The organism is Pseudomonas sp. MWU16-30316, assembly GCF_020515645.1.
Classification (GTDB): Bacteria; Pseudomonadota; Gammaproteobacteria; order Pseudomonadales; family Pseudomonadaceae; genus Aquipseudomonas; species Aquipseudomonas cerasi.
The window spans coordinates 105,549-125,282 of record NZ_JAIZAZ010000002.1 but is presented as its reverse complement, the minus strand read 5'-3'; the positions used below and the strand labels follow the sequence as shown (position 1 = coordinate 125,282).

16 protein-coding genes and 1 tRNA gene are annotated in these 19,734 nt (G+C 57.3%); 13 read left to right on the top strand and 4 right to left on the bottom strand.

The genetic code is table 11. The features are described from left to right. Positions 1-203: 203 nt before the first annotated feature. The 10 genes from LCH65_RS07290 (at position 204) to LCH65_RS07245 (ending at position 9,011) form a co-directional block, all read left to right on the top strand. The gene (locus tag LCH65_RS07290) at positions 204-1,931 is read left to right on the top strand and encodes a tetratricopeptide repeat protein (protein WP_226439275.1); all 1,728 of its coding nucleotides are present in this window, start codon (positions 204-206) and stop codon (positions 1,929-1,931) included. Between the two features lie 4 nt (positions 1,932-1,935). Then, on the top strand, positions 1,936-2,553 hold the full coding sequence (lolB, locus tag LCH65_RS07285) for a lipoprotein insertase outer membrane protein LolB (RefSeq protein WP_226439274.1): 618 nt from the start codon (positions 1,936-1,938) through the stop codon (positions 2,551-2,553). A 2-nt stretch (positions 2,554-2,555) separates the two neighbouring features. Next, positions 2,556-3,404: a 4-(cytidine 5'-diphospho)-2-C-methyl-D-erythritol kinase gene (ispE, locus tag LCH65_RS07280; RefSeq protein ID WP_054080641.1), complete on the top strand. Its 849-nt coding sequence runs from the start codon at positions 2,556-2,558 to the stop codon at positions 3,402-3,404. A gap of 37 nt (positions 3,405-3,441) precedes the next feature. Next, positions 3,442-3,516 (top strand) — tRNA-Gln (locus LCH65_RS07275). 45 nt (positions 3,517-3,561) lie between these two features. Then, positions 3,562-4,503: a ribose-phosphate pyrophosphokinase gene (locus LCH65_RS07270; protein ID WP_003317125.1), complete on the top strand. Its 942-nt coding sequence runs from the start codon at positions 3,562-3,564 to the stop codon at positions 4,501-4,503. Between the two features lie 124 nt (positions 4,504-4,627). Further along, entirely contained in the window at positions 4,628-5,242 is a 615-nt protein-coding gene (locus LCH65_RS07265; RefSeq protein ID WP_003365632.1) for a 50S ribosomal protein L25/general stress protein Ctc, read from the top strand. A 164-nt stretch (positions 5,243-5,406) separates the two neighbouring features. Beyond that, positions 5,407-5,991, top strand: coding sequence for an aminoacyl-tRNA hydrolase (gene pth / locus LCH65_RS07260; protein ID WP_103735737.1), 585 nt, complete (start codon positions 5,407-5,409; stop codon positions 5,989-5,991). Between the two features lie 21 nt (positions 5,992-6,012). Next, complete coding sequence (ychF, locus tag LCH65_RS07255) at positions 6,013-7,113, top strand: redox-regulated ATPase YchF (RefSeq protein ID WP_226439273.1); 1,101 nt, start codon at positions 6,013-6,015, stop codon at positions 7,111-7,113. Between the two features lie 228 nt (positions 7,114-7,341). After that, positions 7,342-8,106 (top strand): serine O-acetyltransferase EpsC, encoded by a 765-nt coding sequence (gene epsC / locus LCH65_RS07250; protein WP_226439272.1) that lies wholly within the window; start codon positions 7,342-7,344, stop codon positions 8,104-8,106. A gap of 14 nt (positions 8,107-8,120) precedes the next feature. Continuing rightward, positions 8,121-9,011, top strand: a complete 891-nt coding sequence (locus LCH65_RS07245) for a VOC family protein (protein WP_226439271.1) — start codon at positions 8,121-8,123, stop codon at positions 9,009-9,011. Positions 9,012-9,153: 142 nt separating this feature from the next. On the opposite strand, the gene LCH65_RS07240 is transcribed toward LCH65_RS07245, so the two are convergent. Beyond that, complete coding sequence (locus LCH65_RS07240; RefSeq protein ID WP_072365486.1) at positions 9,154-10,572, bottom strand: mannose-1-phosphate guanylyltransferase/mannose-6-phosphate isomerase; 1,419 nt, start codon at positions 10,570-10,572, stop codon at positions 9,154-9,156. A gap of 276 nt (positions 10,573-10,848) precedes the next feature. Here LCH65_RS07240 and LCH65_RS07235 point away from each other — a divergent pair, with 276 nt between their 5' ends. Next, positions 10,849-11,997 carry a glycosyltransferase family 1 protein gene (locus LCH65_RS07235; RefSeq protein ID WP_072365484.1) on the top strand — a complete coding sequence of 383 codons (1,149 nt, stop codon included), beginning with the start codon at positions 10,849-10,851 and terminating at the stop codon, positions 11,995-11,997. A 43-nt stretch (positions 11,998-12,040) separates the two neighbouring features. On the opposite strand, the gene LCH65_RS07230 is transcribed toward LCH65_RS07235, so the two are convergent. The 3 genes from LCH65_RS07230 to LCH65_RS07220 are packed head-to-tail and all read right to left on the bottom strand — an operon-like array spanning position 12,041 to position 16,534. Beyond that, complete coding sequence (locus LCH65_RS07230; RefSeq protein ID WP_096136862.1) at positions 12,041-13,447, bottom strand: TolC family outer membrane protein; 1,407 nt, start codon at positions 13,445-13,447, stop codon at positions 12,041-12,043. After that, positions 13,444-14,766 carry an HlyD family type I secretion periplasmic adaptor subunit gene (locus LCH65_RS07225; protein WP_072365480.1) on the bottom strand — a complete coding sequence of 441 codons (1,323 nt, stop codon included), beginning with the start codon at positions 14,764-14,766 and terminating at the stop codon, positions 13,444-13,446. Before LCH65_RS07225 ends, LCH65_RS07230 begins: the two co-directional genes overlap by 4 nt. A 13-nt stretch (positions 14,767-14,779) precedes the next feature. Then, positions 14,780-16,534: a type I secretion system permease/ATPase gene (locus LCH65_RS07220; protein ID WP_072365477.1), complete on the bottom strand. Its 1,755-nt coding sequence runs from the start codon at positions 16,532-16,534 to the stop codon at positions 14,780-14,782. 817 nt (positions 16,535-17,351) lie between these two features. Here LCH65_RS07220 and LCH65_RS07215 point away from each other — a divergent pair. Both LCH65_RS07215 and LCH65_RS07210 read left to right on the top strand, forming a co-directional pair. Continuing rightward, entirely contained in the window at positions 17,352-18,170 is an 819-nt protein-coding gene (locus LCH65_RS07215) for a hypothetical protein (RefSeq protein WP_175550570.1), read from the top strand. A gap of 17 nt (positions 18,171-18,187) precedes the next feature. Then, positions 18,188-19,648: a DUF4214 domain-containing protein gene (locus tag LCH65_RS07210; protein ID WP_072365472.1), complete on the top strand. Its 1,461-nt coding sequence runs from the start codon at positions 18,188-18,190 to the stop codon at positions 19,646-19,648. Positions 19,649-19,734: the final 86 nt, after the last annotated feature.

The following is a 19,734-nucleotide window of genomic DNA, read 5'->3' as shown; positions in this document are numbered from 1 at the left end:
AAGCCGGTAATTGTCCTACTTCGATAAGCTCAGAACAACCACCACATATTATTGTCCCACTACAATCGCTCGTCGCAGACCGTGCTTTTGGGTCCGCGACACTGCAAACACACGCATTGCATCAGTTTTTCCGACGGCTGTGGGTTTTGCCAACAGCCTTGTGTCATGATGCTCACACCGCAGGTAAGCCGCCCTTCTTATATATGAATAGATCCTCCGCGTTGTTCCTTGCTCTCGCCTTTCTGGGCGGCTGTCAGTCCATGACTCCCGCCTCGTCACAGCCTGTGCCCGCTCAAAAGGACGCCCCGCCCGCGCCTGAAGCCAAGCCGCAGGTCTATGGCTCGTTCACTCAGGACACCCTGGTCAGCCTGTTGAGTGCGGAGCTGGCTGGCCAGCGCAACCGCTTCGACATCGCCCTGGACAACTACGTGACCCAGGCGATCAAGACCCAGGACCCGAGGGTCTCGGAGCGCGCTTATCAGATTGCCGAGTACATGGGTGCCGATCAGTCGGCGCTGGATACCGCATTGATCTGGGCGAGGAACGCACCGGGCAATCTTGAAGCGCAACGCGCCGCCGCCATTCAACTGGCGCGCGCCGGGCGTTACGACGATTCGCTGGTGTACATGGAGAGAGTCCTGCAAGGCCAGGGCGACACGCACTTCGATTTCCTGGCCCTGTCGGCGGCCGAAACAGATCCGGACACCCGCAATGGTCTGCTCAAGAGCTTTGACCGACTGCTGGGCAAATACCCGAACAACGGTCAGCTGATTTTCGGCAAGGCGCTGTTGCTGCAACAGAACGGCGATTCCGAACAGTCGCTGAAACTGCTTGAGGACAATCCGCCTAAAGAAGGTGAAATCGCGCCGATCCTGCTGCACGCCCGCCTGCTGCAAAGCATGAACCGAGGCAAGGAAGCGGTGCCCCTGCTGGAAAAAAGCATCAAGAAATACCCCGACGACAAGCGCCTGCGCCTGACCTATGCGCGCATGCTTGTCGAGCAGAACCGCATGGAAGACGCGAAAGTGCAGTTTGCCGCACTCTTGCAGCAGTATCCGGATGACGACGAGCTGCGCTTCTCGCTGGCCCTGGTGTGCCTTGAAGCCAAGGCCTGGGACGAAGCGGCGGGCTATCTGGAAGAACTGATCGCCCGTGGCGCGCATGTCGATTCAGCGCACTTGAATCTGGGCCGCATCCACGAAGAGCGCGATGACCCGCAAAGCGCGCTCAACGAATACGCTCAGGTAGGCCCCGGCCCGGACTTCCTGGCGGCGCAATTGCGCCAGGCCGATATTCTGGTCAGCAACGGCAACGGTGCCGAAGCCGCCAAACGGCTGTCCGAAGCCCGCGCCGAAGAGCCCGATTATGCCGTGCAGCTGTACCTGATCGAAGCCGAAACCCTGACCAGCAATGATCAGCTGGATCGTGGCTGGCAGGTATTGAATCAGGCGCTCAAGCAATACCCGGATGACGCCAACCTGCTGTATACCCGCGCCATGCTGGCTGAAAAACGCAATGATCTGGCGCAGATGGAAAAAGACCTGCGGACCATCATCAAGCGCGAGCCGGAAAACGCCATGGCGCTGAATGCGCTGGGCTACACCCTTTCCGATCGCACCACGCGTTATAGCGAAGCCCGCGAACTGATCGAAAAAGCTCACCAGATCAGCCCTGATGATCCGGCAGTGCTCGACAGCCTTGGCTGGGTGAACTACCGCCTGGGCAATCTGGACGATGCCGAGCGCTACCTGCGTCAGGCACTCGAGCGCTTCCCCGACCACGAAGTCGCCGCTCACCTGGGCGAAGTACTCTGGGCCAAGGGCGAGCAGCGCGAAGCCAAAAAAGTCTGGGCCAAGGCCCTGGAACAACAACCCGACAGCACCGTCCTGCGCAGCACACTGCGACGCTTGACCGGATCAGAGACCCTTTGACGTTATGTTTTTGCGCCATGTAATCGTATTCAGCCTCATCGCCCTGCTCACCGGCTGCGCCGGCCTCACCTCCCGCGAAGCCGTTCAGGGCAAGGGTGACCCCGCGCAATGGCGCGAGCACAAACAACAACTGAGCAGCCTCGATGGCTGGCAGATCAACGGTAAAGTCGGTATCCGCGCGCCGAAAGACTCTGGCAGCGGCACCCTGTTCTGGCTGCAACGCCAGGATTACTACGATATCCGCCTGTCCGGCCCGCTCGGCCGTGGTGCAGCGCGGCTGACCGGCAGGCCCGGCGCCGTGGTGCTCGAAGTCGCCAATCAGGGCCGCTACGAAGCCACCTCGCCAGAATCACTGCTGCAGGATCAACTGGGCTGGAAGCTGCCCGTGTCCCACCTCGTATGGTGGGTACGCGGTCTGCCGGCACCGGACAGCAAAAGCAGCGTGACACTCGATGGCGACAACCGGCTGGCCAGCCTTGAACAGGATGGCTGGCAGGTGGAATACCTCAGTTACGTCGAGCAGAACGGTTATTGGCTGCCAGAGCGCGTCAAGCTGCACGGGCAGGACCTGGATGTCACGCTGGTCATCAAGGACTGGCAGCCTCGCAAACTGGGGCAATGACCATGAGCACGCCAAAACTGGTTTTGCCTGCCCCGGCAAAACTCAATCTCATGCTGCACATTCTGGGACGTCGCCCTGACGGCTATCACGAACTGCAGACGCTGTTTCAGTTTCTCGATTACGGCGACGAACTGGGTTTTACCGTTCGCGAAGATGGCGAGATTCGCCTGCAGACCGATGTTCCCGGCGTTCCGCATGACAGCAACCTGATCGTCAAAGCTGCCCGAGCGCTGCAAAAACAGTCCGGTTGCACACTGGGCATGGATATCTGGCTGGAAAAACGCCTGCCCATGGGTGGCGGTATCGGCGGCGGCAGCTCGGATGCAGCGACCACCCTGCTGGCCCTGAATCATTTGTGGCAGCTCGGTTGGGATGAGGATCGTCTGGCGCAACTGGGGCTGACGCTGGGCGCCGATGTACCGGTTTTTGTGCGTGGACATGCCGCTTTTGCTGAGGGCGTCGGCGAAATTCTCACCCCGGTGGACCCGGAAGAACCGTGGTATTTGGTGCTCGTTCCGCAAGTCGCTGTAAGTACAGCAGAAATTTTTTCAGATCCGTTGTTGACACGCGACACGCCGCCCATTAAAGTGCGCCCCGTTCCCAAGGGAAACAGTCGAAATGACTGTAAGGCGGTTGTAGAGAGGCGTTACCCAGAAGTACGTAACGCTTTGAATTTGTTAGGTAAATTTACCGAAGCAAAATTAACCGGAACTGGAAGTTGTGTGTTTGGGGCCTTCCCAAACAAAGCTGAAGCTGATAAAGTCTCGGCCCTTCTTACAGAGACCCTTACGGGGTTCGTAGCGAAAGGAAGCAACATCTCGATGTTGCATCGTAAGCTGCAAATTCTGTAGCAGGAATTGAGTGCCAGGCACTCGATTGATTCAATACAGGGGCGTCGCCAAGCGGTAAGGCAGCAGGTTTTGATCCTGCCATGCGTTGGTTCGAATCCAGCCGCCCCTGCCATTTTCTATACTCATCCAGGTTACCCTCAGCCTCTAGGTACTGCGCGTGTCCAAGATGATGGTCTTTACGGGGAATGCCAACCCCGATCTCGCTCGGCGTGTAGTACGTCAGCTGCATATCCCACTGGGTGATGTTTCTGTTGGAAAATTTTCCGACGGTGAAATCAGCACTGAGATTAATGAAAACGTCCGCGGTAAAGACGTCTTTATCATTCAGCCGACCTGCGCACCCACGAACGACAACCTGATGGAACTCGTCGTGATGGCTGATGCCTTCCGTCGCTCCTCAGCGTCCCGAATCACTGCTGTGATTCCCTACTTTGGTTATGCCCGCCAGGATCGCCGTCCGCGCTCCGCACGTGTTGCAATCAGCGCAAAAGTTGTCGCTGACATGCTGACCGTGGTGGGAATCGATCGTGTACTCACGGTTGATCTTCATGCTGACCAGATTCAGGGCTTCTTCGACATTCCGGTAGATAACATCTACGGCTCCCCCGTTCTGGTGGATGACATCGAAGATCAGCGCTTTGAAAACCTGATGATCGTTTCCCCGGATATCGGCGGTGTCGTGCGTGCACGTGCTGTCGCCAAATCCCTGGGTGTCGATCTCGGGATCATCGACAAACGCCGTGAGAAAGCCAATCACTCCGAAGTGATGCATATCATTGGTGATGTCGAAGGGCGTACCTGCATTCTGGTTGATGACATGGTCGATACCGCCGGCACGCTGTGCCACGCGGCCAAGGCCCTGAAAGAGCATGGTGCTGCCAAGGTCTTCGCCTACTGCACACACCCTGTGCTGTCGGGTCGGGCGATCGAAAACATTGAAAATTCCGTGCTGGACGAACTGGTGGTGACCAACACCATCCCGTTGTCCGCCGCCGCTCAAGCCTGTGGCCGTATCCGTCAACTGGATATTGCCCCGGTAGTCGCCGAAGCGGTTCGCCGCATCAGCAACGAAGAATCGATCAGCGCGATGTTCCGTTAACTGACATCACGCAGACGAAAAGCGCCCCGCCCTGACATCCGGTCAGGGCGGGGCTTTTTTGCCCATACCATCCGAGCGCTGGTCGCAAACGCAACGGTGGATGTGGTTAATTTGGAGATACAACATGAACGAATTTACCCTGAATGCAGAACAGCGTTCCGACCTGGGGAAAGGTGCGAGCCGCCGCCTGCGTCGTCTCGCTAGCCTGGTTCCAGCTGTCGTCTACGGTGGCGACAAAGCCCCCGAGTCCATCAGCATGCTGGCCAAGGAAGTTGCCAAACTGCTGGAAAACGATGCGGCCTACAGCCACATCATCGAGCTGAACGTTGGTGGCAAGAAGCAAAACGTCATCATCAAGGCGCTGCAACGTCACCCGGCCAAAGGCCACGTGATGCACGCTGACTTCGTGCGCGTTATTGCCGGCCAGAAACTGACCGCAATCGTGCCGATCCACTTCCTGAACGAAGAAGCTCCGGTCAAGAAAGGCGGCGAGATCTCGCACACTACCACTGAACTGGAAGTGACCTGCCTGCCGAAAGACCTGCCAGAGTTCATCGAAGTTGATCTGGGCACGCTGGAAGTAGGTGACAACGTTCACCTGTCCGAACTGAAAGCCCCTAAAGGCGTTGAGTTCGTCGCTTTGGCACACGGTACTGACCTGGCAATCGCCAACGTCCACGCACCGCGTATCGTCAAAGACGAAGAAGAAGGTGAAGCTGAAGAAGGCGCTGCCGAGTAATTCATTACTTGGTAACGTCGGAGTTGCTCAGGAGACATCGCGAGCGATAGCAGGCAAAGCGGGCGAGATCGCTGAGTTTACATCATGGTAAATGAGCAGTTTTCGTCCACATTGCCGCTGTCGTCAGCGGTTCAACCCTCAACTCCAAAGGAAGAGCCCCTGTCGTGACCGCCATACAACTGATCGTGGGCCTGGGAAATCCAGGCGCCGAATACGAACAGACCCGGCATAACGCAGGGGCTTTTTTTGTTGAGCGTATTGCTGCGGCGCAACGAGTCAATCTCGTTCCCGAGCGCAAATTCTTTGGCCTGACCGGGCGCTTCACGCACCAGGGTCAGGATGTTCGTCTGCTGATTCCCACCACTTACATGAACCGCAGCGGCCAGGCTGTCGCGGCACTCGCCGGCTTTTATCGCATCCCGGTCGAGTCGATTCTGGTGGCGCATGACGAACTTGACCTGCCTCCAGGCGTCGCCAAACTCAAAGTGGGCGGTGGCCATGGCGGTCATAACGGGCTGCGCGACATCATTGCGCATCTCGGCAATCAGAACACATTCCATCGCTTGCGGCTTGGCATTGGCCACCCGGGCGATGCCAGCAAGGTATCCGGCTTTGTCCTGGGTCGAGCGCCACGCGCCGAACAGGAAAAACTGGACGCCAGTATCGACTTTGCCCTCGGCGTGCTGCCGGATATCTTCGCCGGTGAATGGAACCGGGCGATGAAAAACCTGCACAGCCAGAAGGCCTGACATCACTCGAGGGGAAACACCATGGGATTCAATTGCGGCATCGTCGGCCTGCCTAACGTCGGCAAGTCCACCCTGTTCAACGCCCTGACCAAATCTGGTATCGCGGCCGAGAACTTCCCCTTCTGCACCATCGAACCGAACAGCGGCATCGTGGCCATGCCCGACCCGCGTCTGGCGGCCCTGGCAGCTATCGTCAACCCGAAACGCATCCTGCCGACCACCATGGAGTTCGTCGACATCGCCGGCCTCGTGGCAGGCGCTTCGAAGGGCGAAGGCCTGGGCAACAAGTTTCTCGCCAACATCCGCGAGACCGACGCCATCGCCCACGTGGTGCGCTGCTTTGAAGACGAGAACGTGATTCACGTTTCCAACAGCGTCGACCCCAAGCGCGATATCGAGATCATCGACCTGGAACTGATCTTCGCCGACCTCGACAGCTGCGAGAAGCAACTGCAAAAGGTTACCCGCAACGCCAAGGGCGGCGACAAGGACGCAGTGGTCCAGAAAGGCCTGCTTGAGCAGTTGATTGCACACTTCAGCGAAGGCAAGCCTGCACGCAGCCTGATGAAGAGCATGAGCAACGACGAGAAGACCACCATCCGTGGCTTCCACCTGCTGACCACCAAGCCGGTCATGTACATCGCCAACGTCGCCGAAGACGGTTTCGAGAACAACCCGCTGCTGGACGTGGTCCGCGCCATCGCCGAAGAAGAAGGCGCAATGCTGGTGCCGGTCTGCAACAAGATCGAAGCCGAAATCGCCGAGCTCGATGACGGCGAAGAAAAAGACATGTTCCTCGAAGCCCTGGGCCTCGAAGAACCCGGCCTGAACCGCGTAATTCGCGCTGGCTACGAAATGCTCCACCTGCAGACCTACTTCACCGCAGGCGTCGAAGAAGTCCGCGCCTGGACCGTCCGTGTCGGTGCAACCGCACCACAGGCCGCAGGCGTGATCCACACCGACTTCGAAAAAGGCTTCATCCGCGCCGAAGTGGTGGCGTATGACGACTTCATCCAGTTCAAGGGTGAGTCAGGCGCCAAGGAAGCCGGGAAGTGGCGTCTGGAAGGCAAGGAATACATCGTCAAGGACGGTGATGTGATGCATTTCAGGTTTAACGTCTGATTCGAGTCTTCGGTTTCAGGGGCATCCTGAAACACTTCGAACTGCACACCTCGATAAAACCGCGCCCTGACGCGGTTTTATCGTTTTTGGGCTGCCTGCGAGAAACGCGCCTTGCGCCTGATACGCTCCATTTTTGTGTTGCACTAAAAGCAACAAAGTTTTCAGTTTGTGTTTTTGCTCGCTCTTCGACCCCATGTCCATACTCCCCTACCGACACAGGAGATGGATATGAGCCCTCTTTGGCAGCGCCTTCGCGAACAGGCTCACCAGTTGAGCGAACGCAATCCAGCATTAGGCGAATACGCCAAAAGCCACCTGCTCGACTACGAAACGTTCGAGGCTGCGCTTGCCGCAAACCTCGCGCGTCAGATTCAGGCTCAAGCCAGTAACGTAGCACTGGAGAGCTGGTTCAAGTCGATCATCGACGCCAACCCCGGTATCGCAGAAGCGGCCGCAGCCGATATAAACCACCTGGAAATCGTCAATCCGGCTTGTCCTGACCACCTCACCGCTTTTCTGACCTTCCGCGGTATCCTCGCTGTGCAGGCTTATCGCATCGCCCACGCACTCTGGGCTGAAGGAGACGTGCAAAGCGCGGTGCTCTTACAGAACTGGGCGGCCAATACCTGGAGCATCGACATTCATCCTGCCGCTCGTCTGGGCCGGGCGCTGTTCGTCGATCACGGTATTGGCCTGGTCATTGGCGAGACCGCTGTAGTCGAGGATCAGGCAAGCCTGTGGCACGGCGTCACTCTGGGCAGCACACTCAGCGAGGCGGGCGACAGACATCCCAAGATCCGCCGGGGCGCATTGATTTGCGCCGGTGCAACCGTTCTGGGAAACATTGAGGTGGGAGCGCGTGCAATCGTGGCGGCCAATGCGGTGGTACTCAAGCCGGTAGCCGCAGGAACCGTGGTTGCGGGCGCTCCAGCCAAGGTAGTAGGCGACGCTCCCGCAGCCCTCGCTACCTTTAACGCAAAATCCCGACGCTAACAGGAGATCCCGCCATGACAGCTACCGCGCAGTTCCCGCAGGGTATCGATCATCCTCTGGTCACGGTACGCAATCACTCCGAGGCACTGGAACTCTATCGCAAGATGGGGTTCGCGCCCTCTCCGGTCAGCCGTCACCCTTGGGGAAGTGTCACATCCCTGATGATGTTCCCGGGTAACTTCATCGAACTGATCGGCGTAGAGGATGCCTCCAAATTCGGAACTAACGCGGTAAACGGCTTCTGTTTCGGCCGTCAGTTGGGGCAATTTCTCGACCGCGGTGAAGAAGGCATTTCGTTGGTAGCACTGCACAGCAAAGATGCCGATGCTGACCACACCCGTCTGGTGCAGGCTGGTCTGGAAAGTCAGGGTCGTATCGACTTTCGCCGCAAGATGACCTTGCCCGATGGTCGTCAGGATGAAGCGGTGGTTTCCCTGGCCTTGTTTATAGACCCTGAACTACCGGACGCCTCCAACTTTATCTGCCATCAACACAGGCCAGAGCTGATATGGGTTCCAGACTGGCAAAACCATCCCAATGGCGCGGACGCAATCCTGGCGATCACCTACCTTGCAGAACACCGGTTACTGGAGACCCGCTGGAGAGCGATCTATGGCGATGCGGTGAAGTACAACGACGAGGTACTGGAAGCAGATACACGATGCGGCCTGCTCAGGGCCATAGACGCAGCCACGGCAGCCCGAGAGTTTGCAGGCATCGAACTGCCCGGCAGCGTTGAAGAGCGTCCCCACGCGATTGCCATCCGGCTGCACACCAAACGCCTCGATGCGCTGCGCGCGATCCTCGAAGACAACAAGGTTGCGCATCGAGATGCCTCGGGGCGCATCTACGTCGCACCGCAAGCCGCCGGCAACGTCATCCTGGAGTTCACTCAGAACCGCTAGACGAGGCTTATCCAAGGACCTGTCACTGTCCTGAGCGATCAGGCGGCAAACACATGGACAGAACAACCGCTCCTTTCCCAACGAAAAACGCCCCGCAAACAGGTTTGCGGGGCGTTCGGACCAACATTCAGCGGATGCCGGATTACTTCTTCAGACGACCGTAGCGGTCTTCAAAGCGCACGATGTCGTCTTCGCCCAGGTAAGAGCCGGACTGCACTTCGATCAGTTCCAACGGCACCTTGCCAGGGTTGGCCAGCGAGTGCTTGACGCCCAGCGGGATGTAAGTGGACTGATTCTCGGACAGGATCAGTTCCTTATCGTCGCAGATAACCTTGGCGGTACCGGATACAACGATCCAGTGCTCGGCGCGGTGGTAGTGCATCTGCAGCGACAGGCACTCACCTGGCAGTACGCTGATGCGCTTGACCTGATAACGCTCGCCGAGATCGATCGTGTCGTAGTGGCCCCACGGGCGGTTGACCAGTGGATGAGTGACGAACTCGGGACGCTCTTCTGCCTGCAGACGCTTGACCACGTCCTTGACCTGCTGGCTGTTGTGCTTGTTGGCAACCAGGACGGCGTCCTTGGTTTCGATAACGATCAGGTCCTCGACGCCAACAGTGGCAACCAGTCGATGGTGCGACTGCACCAGGCAGTTGCGCGTGTCGATTGCCATCACATCGCCTTCCAGGCGGTTGGCATTTTCGTCGTGCGGGCCCACGTCCCAGATCGCTGCCCAGCTGCCCAAATCGTTCCAGCCTGCATCCAGTGGCACGACCAGACCAAGGTCGGTGTGCTCCATGACCGCGTAGTCCACGGACTCATCGGCGCACAAGGCAAACTTCTCGGCCGAGACATGCAGGAAGTAGTTGTCGGCATCGGAGTCAGCCAAGGCTATGCGGCAGGCAGACAATATGTCGGAGCGATGCTTTTTCAGCTCAGCCAGGAACACCGAGGCACGGAACATGAACATACCGCTGTTCCACAGGTAAGCACCTGAGGATAGGTATTCGGCAGCCATCTCCGGGGAAGGCTTTTCCTTGAAGGCCTCGATCGCGAAGCCACCCTGAGCAATGGATTCACCACAGTGAATGTAGCCAAAACCGGTTTCAGCGTGAGTCGGGGTGATACCGAATGTCACCAGACGGCCTGCCTCAGCGTGCGTCTGTGCAACCTCTACCGCTTGTCGGAAAGTTTCTTCATCATGGATATGGTGGTCGGCAGCCAGCACCAGCAGGATCGGGTCGGTGCCATCAGCCATCGCTTCAATCGCAGCCAAGGCGATGGCCGGCGCCGTGTTGCGGGCAAGTGGTTCGAGAATGACACGACGACTGCCCATTTTCGCAACACGTAACTGCTCGGCGACAATGAAGCGGTGATTTTCGTTGCTCACAACAACCGCAGGCGCGTGTTCAAGGCCTTTCAGGCGAGCCAGTGTGCGTTGAAACATGGTTCCCTGATCCTGGCCATCAAGGGCAAGAAACTGCTTCGGGAAACTCTGCCGCGACAAAGGCCATAACCGCGAACCACTACCGCCAGCCAGGATTACAGGGGTGAACATAGACGCTCCATTCTTGGGCCACGAAGGCGTGGCAAAGGCCCATTATCCGGGTGCTCTGGCTGCTATGCAACATGAAGGCCACTACAATATGCCTGCCATTCAGTAACTCCGTCGCCGCAACTGCTCGCCACCCCGTGCGAGCCAAGCCGCCGCATGTTAGTCTTCGCGCCCGATTCCGCGCCTGATTCCGCATATCCGCCACACGCAAGCGTAATACGCTGCCTTGGTACACCATTGAGAAGTAATGTAATTGATCGACATTGAGAACGACAGAACATGGATATAGGCTTGAGTTGTACGGTCTGGGCGAAAGGCGAACGTGCCGGCCATCTGGACGGTATCGGCATATATTCCAGGGCGCTTTGGCACAGTCTGACCAAGCTGAGTCAGGCTGAAGATATCCACGTCAAACCTTACGCATTCGGCAAGCACCTGCCAGTCCTGGCCTGTGGTCAGCCGCAACAGTTGTCCAGCGACTACCGTATTCATGCCGTGCTCAGTGGCGTCCTCAAACTGCCATTGGGTAGCTCGGCAAGCATCGCCAAAGACGTACAACTGTTCCATGCCACGGATCACCATATCCCGCGGATCAAAGGCGTACCTGTCGTCGCTACGATCATGGACATGATTCCGGTGCTGCACCCGGAATGGATCAAGCAAGACCTCAAGCGCCTGAAAAGCTGGCTGTTCACCACCAGCATCGAACGTGCCGATCACATCATCACCATCTCCGAATACAGCAAGCAGGACATGATTCGTCACCTGGGCATAGCGCCAGAGCGCATCAGCGTCACGCCCCTAGGCGTGGACCCTGTGTATTTCGAGCGCATCGGCGCCGCCGAGCGCAACAGGGTGCTGGACGCCTATAGCCTCAAACCCGGCTTCTTTCTGGTAGTCGGCACCCTGCAGCCTCGCAAAAACCTGCAGCGCGTGCTGGAAGCCTTCCAGCAACTGCCCGCACAGGTACGTAAAGAGCATCCGTTGGTAATTGTCGGTCGTGACGGTTGGAGCAACGAAGAACTGCTACCGCAGCTTGAGGCGTTGCAGCAACGTGGCGAAGGTCGCTGGCTGAGTTACCTGCCACAGAATGAGGTGCTGGCGCTGCTGCAAAGTGCCGGAGCGCTGGTGTTTGCTTCGCTGTATGAAGGGTTCGGCCTGCCGGCCATCGAGGCATTCGCGGCGCAGTGTCCGCTGATCGCGTCCAACAATTCTTCACTGCCGGAAGTGACGGGGGATGCAGCATGGGCTGTCGACCCGAACAGTGCGGAGAGCATCAGCACTGCAATGCTCGCCGTACTGGAACAGCCAGAAGAGCGTGAGCGCAAAGTTCAGTCAGGGCTGGGGCGTGCGCGTCATTTCAGTTGGGATGCCTGCGCGCAGAGCACGCTGGATATCTACCGCAAGGTGCTGGCGGCTCGTCGCTAGAAGAGCCACCAGGCACAAGCCCTTAAGCGCGTAGCAGGTGCGATCAGGGCGTCTTTTTCAAGGCCGAGTCCGCAGCCTTCTCGACTGCCGGATTGGTTCCACCCAGCCAGACATTGACGCTGTCGACACTCTCCTGCGGCGGACGGCCTGCCCATCGATTGAGGATGAACAGGTTGGTGATGAAGTCGTACTGTGCCCTGAGCAGGTCACGCCGCGCCTTGAACTCGTTCTGCACGCTGGTCAGCACATCGACCGCGTTCACCACGCCATAGGAAAAGGCTTTCTGCGCCGCAATACTCGATTGCTCTGCCGATCCCAGCGCGTTCTTGTTGGCGCGGATCTTCTCGACACTGGAAAACGCCGTCAGGTAGGCGTTGGTGGTTTCCTTGACCACCTGGCGGCGCACGCTTTCCACATCCTGTTCGGTGGCCAGTTGCTCGTTGTACAGCCCACGCACCCGCGCAGAGGTCGAGCCGCCGCTGTAAATCGGCACGCGCACGCCGATTGTCGCCACATAGCTGTCGCTGCGCGGTGACAGGGTGTTGTCGTAGCCCACGTCACTTTGCTGGGCACCCAAGGTGAAGGTCAGCGTCGGATAATGCCCACCCTTGCCTTCACGTACCGCGGCGTTGGCAACGTCGAGACTGCTTTCACGAGCCTTGAGCAGCGGGTTGCTGTCGATGGCCTGGGCCACCCAGGTATCCATCGATTTAGACGGCGCCTGCAGCGCAATGTCGTTTCTGATGCGGCTCAAAGGCTCGGTGATCGGCCGCCCGACAATTTCAGAGAGCGCAGCACGGCTGAGCCTGATCTGGTTACGGGCATCAACCTCCTGTGCGGCCAGCAAATCGACACGCGCCTTTAGATCCAGCAGATCAGTGACCACGGCCATCTTCTTGTCGTACATCGCATTGACCCGATCCAGGCTCTTTTGCGTCGCCCGGCGCTCAGCCATGATCAGCTCGAGTTCATCGTCGGCAGACAGCGCCTGGAAATACCGTTTGGCCAGATCAACCGTGGCCTCAGCCTGGGCATCTTCGGCCTGATGCCCCTTCTGCTCCGTCGTGCTCTTGGCCTTCTGGTAGGCTTCCCAAGCCTGTTTGTTGTACAGGTACTGGGTCAGGTTGAGCGAATAGCTGGAGTTGTTATAAAGCTCGCGCTCCGTGTCATCCTTGCGCAGGATCCGGTTGTAACTGCTGTTCGCAGTGACCTGCGGCAACAGCCCGCCAAAGGCATCACGCTCGCTGTCGACTGCCGACTGAGCACGCAGATAGGCAGACAACACTCGCGGGTCTTCCAGACGCGCCTCTCGATACAGTTTCATCAGATCCACGGAGTATGCCGAAGCACTGGTGACCTGAGGCGCAGCGGGCTGCGTAGGGTCTGCATGAACCTGAATACTGACCAGCCCGAGGGAAAGGAACACAGGAACGAAGCGCAGCACGATCATTCCTCGATCATTGATTTGATAAACACATTGGACGCCGGCTTCAACAGGTATTGAAGCATGGTCCGTTCGCCAGCATTGATCAGCACTTCAGCGGGCATGCCCGGCTGCAGCTTGTGGTCACCAAGACGCTTCAAGCCTTTCTCGGTCAGTTTTACCCGAACCAGGTAATACGGCTCACCGGCATCGTCTTTCAAACGGTCGGCGGAGATACGCGTCACCTCACCCTCGATGACAGGAGTAGTAGCACTGTTGAAGGCGCTGAAGTGAACGTCCGTCAGCTTGCCGATGGAAATCCGGTCAATGTCGGTGATAGCGACATGAGCCTCAACGACCAGCTCGGAAGATTCCGGCACGATATCCAGCAACGGCGTGCCAGCGCTGACTACACCGCCCACGGTATGAACCTTCATGTCCAGTACCATGCCGTCCTCAGGGGCCCGAATGACCACGCGAGACAGACGGTCCTGCAGCGCGGTAGCGGTCTCCTGCAAATCGAATACCTTTGACTGCACATCGCTCAACTCTTTCGCGACGTCAGAGCTGAAGTTCTTGTTCAACTGAATGATCTGCAGTTCGGTCTCGCTGATCTGTAGCTGAGTCTTGGTGATCGTGGACTCGTGATCGGCCACTTCGGACTTGAGCATGTCCAGCTTGCGCTCCTGCTCAAGCAATCGTTGCTTATCCACGAAGCCCTGAGATAGCAGATCCTTCAGCTCGGTGATCTCACTGCTGTAGGATTTTTCAAGGCTGATCTTGGTGCGGATCATGTCTCGCAGACCACTGATCTGCTGCTTCAATTGCCCGATGCGCTCGCGTTGTACCGATATCTCGGTCAGGCGGGAGTTTTTCCGGGTGCTGAATACCTGTTGCTCGCCTGCTATGGCCTCTTTGGCCCGCACACTGTCCGTACCACTGATGGTCAGTGGCGGAATCGAGGGCAGTTCGTCGCGCTCGGCGCGCAGTCGCGCCTCCCTGGCCTGGGTAGAAATCAACTGATTGCGGGTCGACTCGTATTGAGAGCGCAATTGCGAGTCGTCCAGCACGATCAGAGGATCACCCTTGTGAACGGTGTCCCCATCACGGACAAGCAGTTCCTTGACGATACCGCCTTCAAGATGCTGAACCGTCTTGCGATAACTCTGCACCATCACCACACCTGAGCCATACACCGCATTATCCAATGGAGCCAGCGCTGCCCAGGTACCGAACAGGCCGAAGGTGACCAGTACGATCGCCACACCGATCCGGCGAATCCCGCGATCGGAGGTGGGCATGTCATCCGCGTGAGTGTCGAGCGTGGATATTGTCTTAATGCTCATTCATGAATTCCTTTCACGCGCCAGGTTGCGCCGGTGCAACACCGGTGGCTGCAGGAGCCACTCGTTGCTGAGCCTGCTGCGCCTTGGCCTGTTGCTGTGCCAACTCGGCAATGACCTGATCACGCGCGCCGTACAAGGTGATGGTGCCGGCGTTCATGACCATTACCCGGTCAAGCCGCGACAGAATATTGGGGCGGTGAGAGACGATGAATACCGTGGCACCTGACTCCTTGATCAGTTGCAGCGCCACGCTCAGGGCACGCTCGCCGACTTCATCGAGATTGGAGTTGGGCTCATCCAGCACAATCAACCGCGGGCTGCCGTAGATAGCCCTGGCCAGACCGATGCGCTGACGCTGTCCACCGGACAGGTTGACGCCATCACTGCCGATCACGGTGTCGTAGCCGTCAGGCAACTGCAGGATCATTTCATGCACACCCGCGGTGCGCGCCGCCAGAACCACTTTCTCGGGGTCGACCTTGGTAAACCGGGCGATGTTATCGCTGATGCTGCCCTCGAACAGTTCGATATCCTGTGGCAGATAGCCAAGGTGCGGGCCAAGCTTCTGTTTGTCCCAGGCACTGATGTCGGCACCGTCCAGACGCACCGTGCCGTGCTGCGCAGGCCAGATGCCCAACAGAGCTCTTACCAACGTCGATTTGCCTGCCGCGCTCGGCCCGACAATACCCACAATGGTGCCAGCCGGCGTTACGAAACTGATGTTGCGAATGACCGGGTTCTTGCCACCCGGCGGTGTGACTACCAGGTTTTCGACCTGAATATGCCCTTCGGGATCAGGCAAAGCCATGCGATCCGGTTCGTTATGCAGCTTTTCAAGCGTTTCACTCAGGCGAGTGTACTGAATGCGCGCAGCCACAAAACCTTTCCAAGTGCCGATAATCTGATCGACCGGAGAAAGCGCGCGCCCCAACAGCAGTGAGCCAGCCATCATCAAGCCAGGATTCATTTGGTGAGTTATGACCAGGTACGCACCCAGAGCCAACATGATCGACTGCGCCCAGTTCCTGAAGGTTTTTGAGATTGAGGTAACAATACCGCCCTTGTCGCTGGCATCAGACTGCAGCACCAGGACTCTGCGCTGACGAACACCCCAACGAGCCATCAGAGTATCGAGCATCCCCATGGACTCGATGACTTCAGCGTTACGCAGGTTTTTGGTAGTCACCAGATTCGCAACCATGCTCTGCTGATTGGCTTCGGTCAGTGCCTTACCGGTGAACCGGTGGTTCAGATAGGCAAGTATTATCAGCACGATTGCAGAACCGACGGTCATCCATCCAAACCATGGGTGAAACAGGAACATCACGGCGGTATAAATGGGCAGCCAGGGAGCATCAAAAAATGCGAAAAGGCCATTACCGGTAAGGAACTGGCGCAACGATGTAAGGTCGTTTAGAGATTGTGCCGACGCATCCATACCGCCACTTCTCAACGCTTTCCTGAAACTGGCTCGATAGACGTCACGGCTTAGAAGGACATCCAGCCTGTTGCTGATACGAACCATGATTCTGGAGCGAACCCACTCCAGCGCTCCCATAGTGATCATCAGTACGGTCAGGATCAAGGTCAGCATGATCAAGGTCGGGACGCTGCTGCTGGGCACCACTCGTCCGGATATCTGAATCATGTAAAGGGTGGGGGCCAGCATCAAGGCGTTTACAAACAGACTGAAGAAACCGACTGAGATAAAGCTGCCTTTGCAAGCCTTGAGGGCTACCTGCAAATTATTTTCGTGTGAACGACTCATAGAATCCGTACTGATGAGAGAGCGATGAACGCGCGGCAGTGTAGCACCTGCTTTTGAAGCAAAGCAGCATTGAGGCGCCATCAAAATACGCAAAATTCAGCCAGATACAAGTGAAGGTTTCCGGGCGTCAAGGTTCGACACCGCCACACATACCGCCGGAAACCTGAACAAACTTCGAAAGTTAAATCTTTCAATCTGACAGTGCAAAAAAGCGCGCAATGCAAAAACTGTCATATAGGCAAAGGCGCAGTAAGCAGTGAAAGGATACGGATCCGACTTCAACAAGCCTTTATACGGCATAGACCGTCAGCACACGAGGCGCCCTGCCTGCAACTTAAACGATTCACCTATCGTGAATTGTAGAACAATATCGAGAGCTGGACCCGCTTGATATGAAATTCGACAGATTTGCCAAATCTGGTCTTTAGAGAAAAACGTAAATCTCTACGCCAGCGCGGAAACATCTCGAATCAATCGGACCGAGCACAAGAAAGGACTCGAAAACCTGTGGCATTCCGCCGCTTTGCGACAATAAAACGGTACTTTTGGCCAGAGTTTGTACACGAGAAATCTCCTACACAAAGCCACGAAAATTCATCTGATTCAAATTGACTTTTCCTACCAAAGGACTAATCTCGCAATCTGGCTAGCACAGAGCCACCAACCATGTGTAGCAGTACCCGAGCAGTGTGTTATCAGCCCTGTAGAAGGACTGACGGCGTAGCCGGCTTAGGATAAGAAGGAAGCTTGTTGGGTGCAGTCTCCAGAACTTGATGGACTAAAGATCAGCTCTCGCGTGACGCTGCTCGAGCCAGGAATGTACATATTCCGTTATGCCTCGCAGCCACCCGCGGACAAGCCTGTGTGCATCGCACTGCAGCAAGCCCCCCTTGGTAAGGGATCTATTGATTTCTTTCCGGCCGAAGGTGTCAGCAAGAACATGCTGACCCGGCTTGGCGATACCATCGTTGCTCGCGTCAAGGGTGGCATTACCACGGTTCTGATCACCGAATACCATATGTTCGATGCAGTCATCGACCCTATCGACTTGCGCATCGACCGAATCGACACCTCCACCGCCATCATGCGCAATTTCACTATTGCTGCGACCGCCGAACCGAGCGCGGCGATCTCGTCAACTCCCATGCCCGTGGCGCTCAAGCTGGTTGCGCATCTGCAGGGAGAAGGTGATGTGGTCTCTACGGAAGGCTGGGCAGGCGAACCTCACGGCACCCGGCGCCTTGAAGGGTTTTCCATCCTGTGGGGCGACAAGCCGGCAGGCGTGGACCTGGTTTACACCTCTACCGTTGCAGGCTCCGGCCCTAGCCCTAATGTCGCTTCGGGAGCCTTCACAGGTACCCGCGGCAAGTCTTTGCCTCTGGTCTGCGCAGGTTTCAGCCTGGTAGGACCCAATCAGCATTTTTACGAATTGTCTGGCCACCTTGTCTTCCGCGGCGCTGCGCCGCAGGTCATTGTCGCCAACCAGATGATGTACGGCCCCACTGGCACAGAGCCCCTGGTGGCGTTACACATTTGCATCGCACCCGCTACGAAGATGAACGCTGCCCGCTATAAGTCTCCGTGGGAAAACTCTGCATTGACGCAGAAAATTAGCAGCACAGGCCAGATGGCTTGAAGTAACAGGAATTTCCCATGCAATACGATGCCCCGGTAACTACAACTCAGTTCAACACTTTTCTGACGGCTACCAATCTGACTGACAGCACCACGGCTGCAATCAGTACTCTTCTGGCTCTCGACACTGCGACCACCGTAGACCTCGCTAGCTGGGATGGCGTAAACGCTCTCCAGATTCCTACCGGCCAAACCGGTACTACTGACGTCATCACCGGCACTATCGCTGGTGCACGTGGCGATCTGGTCACCCTGAATGTTACTGCTGAAGTGGCTGCTGCCAAGGCAATCATTCTGGACAGCCAGGCTAACCTGAACGTCAACATCACTCCGACCATCGCTACTGATGCTGCTGCCGACGTTTCGTCGCTGGCTCGCGTTGCTGTGTCGGCTGATGCTTCCGCTACCACTCAGTTCCTGCTGACCACTGGTACGGGCGATGACGTAATCATCGTCAATGGCAATCAGAACAACTTCATCGATGCAGGTGCAGGCAACGACACCATCATCACTGGCAACGGTAACAACACTGTTATCGCTGGTGCTGGCAACAACAACGTGATCACCGGTAGCGGCAACGACACCATCGTTCTGAGTGGCACCAACCACGCAGACGTCGTCAATGCAGGCGCAGGCTACGACGTTGTTCAGTTGGACGGTTCGGTTGCTGACTACACCTTCACTGCTGGCAACAACTTCAACGTCAACCTGACCGGCGCGCAAACTGCCTCGATCACTGGCGCTGAGTTCCTGACCTTCGTCAACACTACTACCAGCGCTGTTGAAACTGTTGTTCTGGCACAGAACGATACAGAAGCTACAGCTCTGCGCATGTTCGAAGGCATTCTGGGTCGTGACGCAGATCTGGGTGGCGCTCAGGCGTTCGCTGGCCTGGCGAATTCCGGTGCATCGTTGACCGACATCGCCAATAGCTTCCTGAACTCCTCCGAGTTTGCCGATACTTCCTCTGCGGCTCCTATCAGTAGCTTGTACACTGAACTGTTGGGCCGTGCGGCAGACGCTGGTGGCCTTGCCAACTGGCAAGCAGTGATAGCTAACGGCGGCACTCTGGCTGACGTTGCAGCAGGCCTCGCCGTTTCCACCGAGGCGCAAGCTCTCGACCAGTCGAACGGCGACTTCGTCCGTGACCTGTACACCTCAGTACTGGGTCGCGATGCCAATCAGGATCAAGGTGGCCTGAGCAATTGGGTATCCCAACTGTTCAACGGCACCAGCCGTGCTGAAGTGGCTCAGGGCATCGCTGGTTCGCAGGAAGCTGCAACCAAGGCAGATAGCGATTTCATCAACAATCTGTACCTGACCGCTACCGGTCGCGCCGCTGATGCAGGCGGCAAGGCTGCATGGAGCGACTTACTGGCCAACGGCGGCACCCACGCTGATGTTGCTATCGGCATCGTAGGTTCTCCAGAGGCAGTAGCACATAACGACAACGTTATCGTGCTGCACGGCGCGGTGTAACTAGCCCCGTCGTTGTAACAAATACGCCCGGCCGCAAGGCCGGGTCGTATGCAAAAAGGGGCGACTTTCGGGTCGCCCCTCTTTTA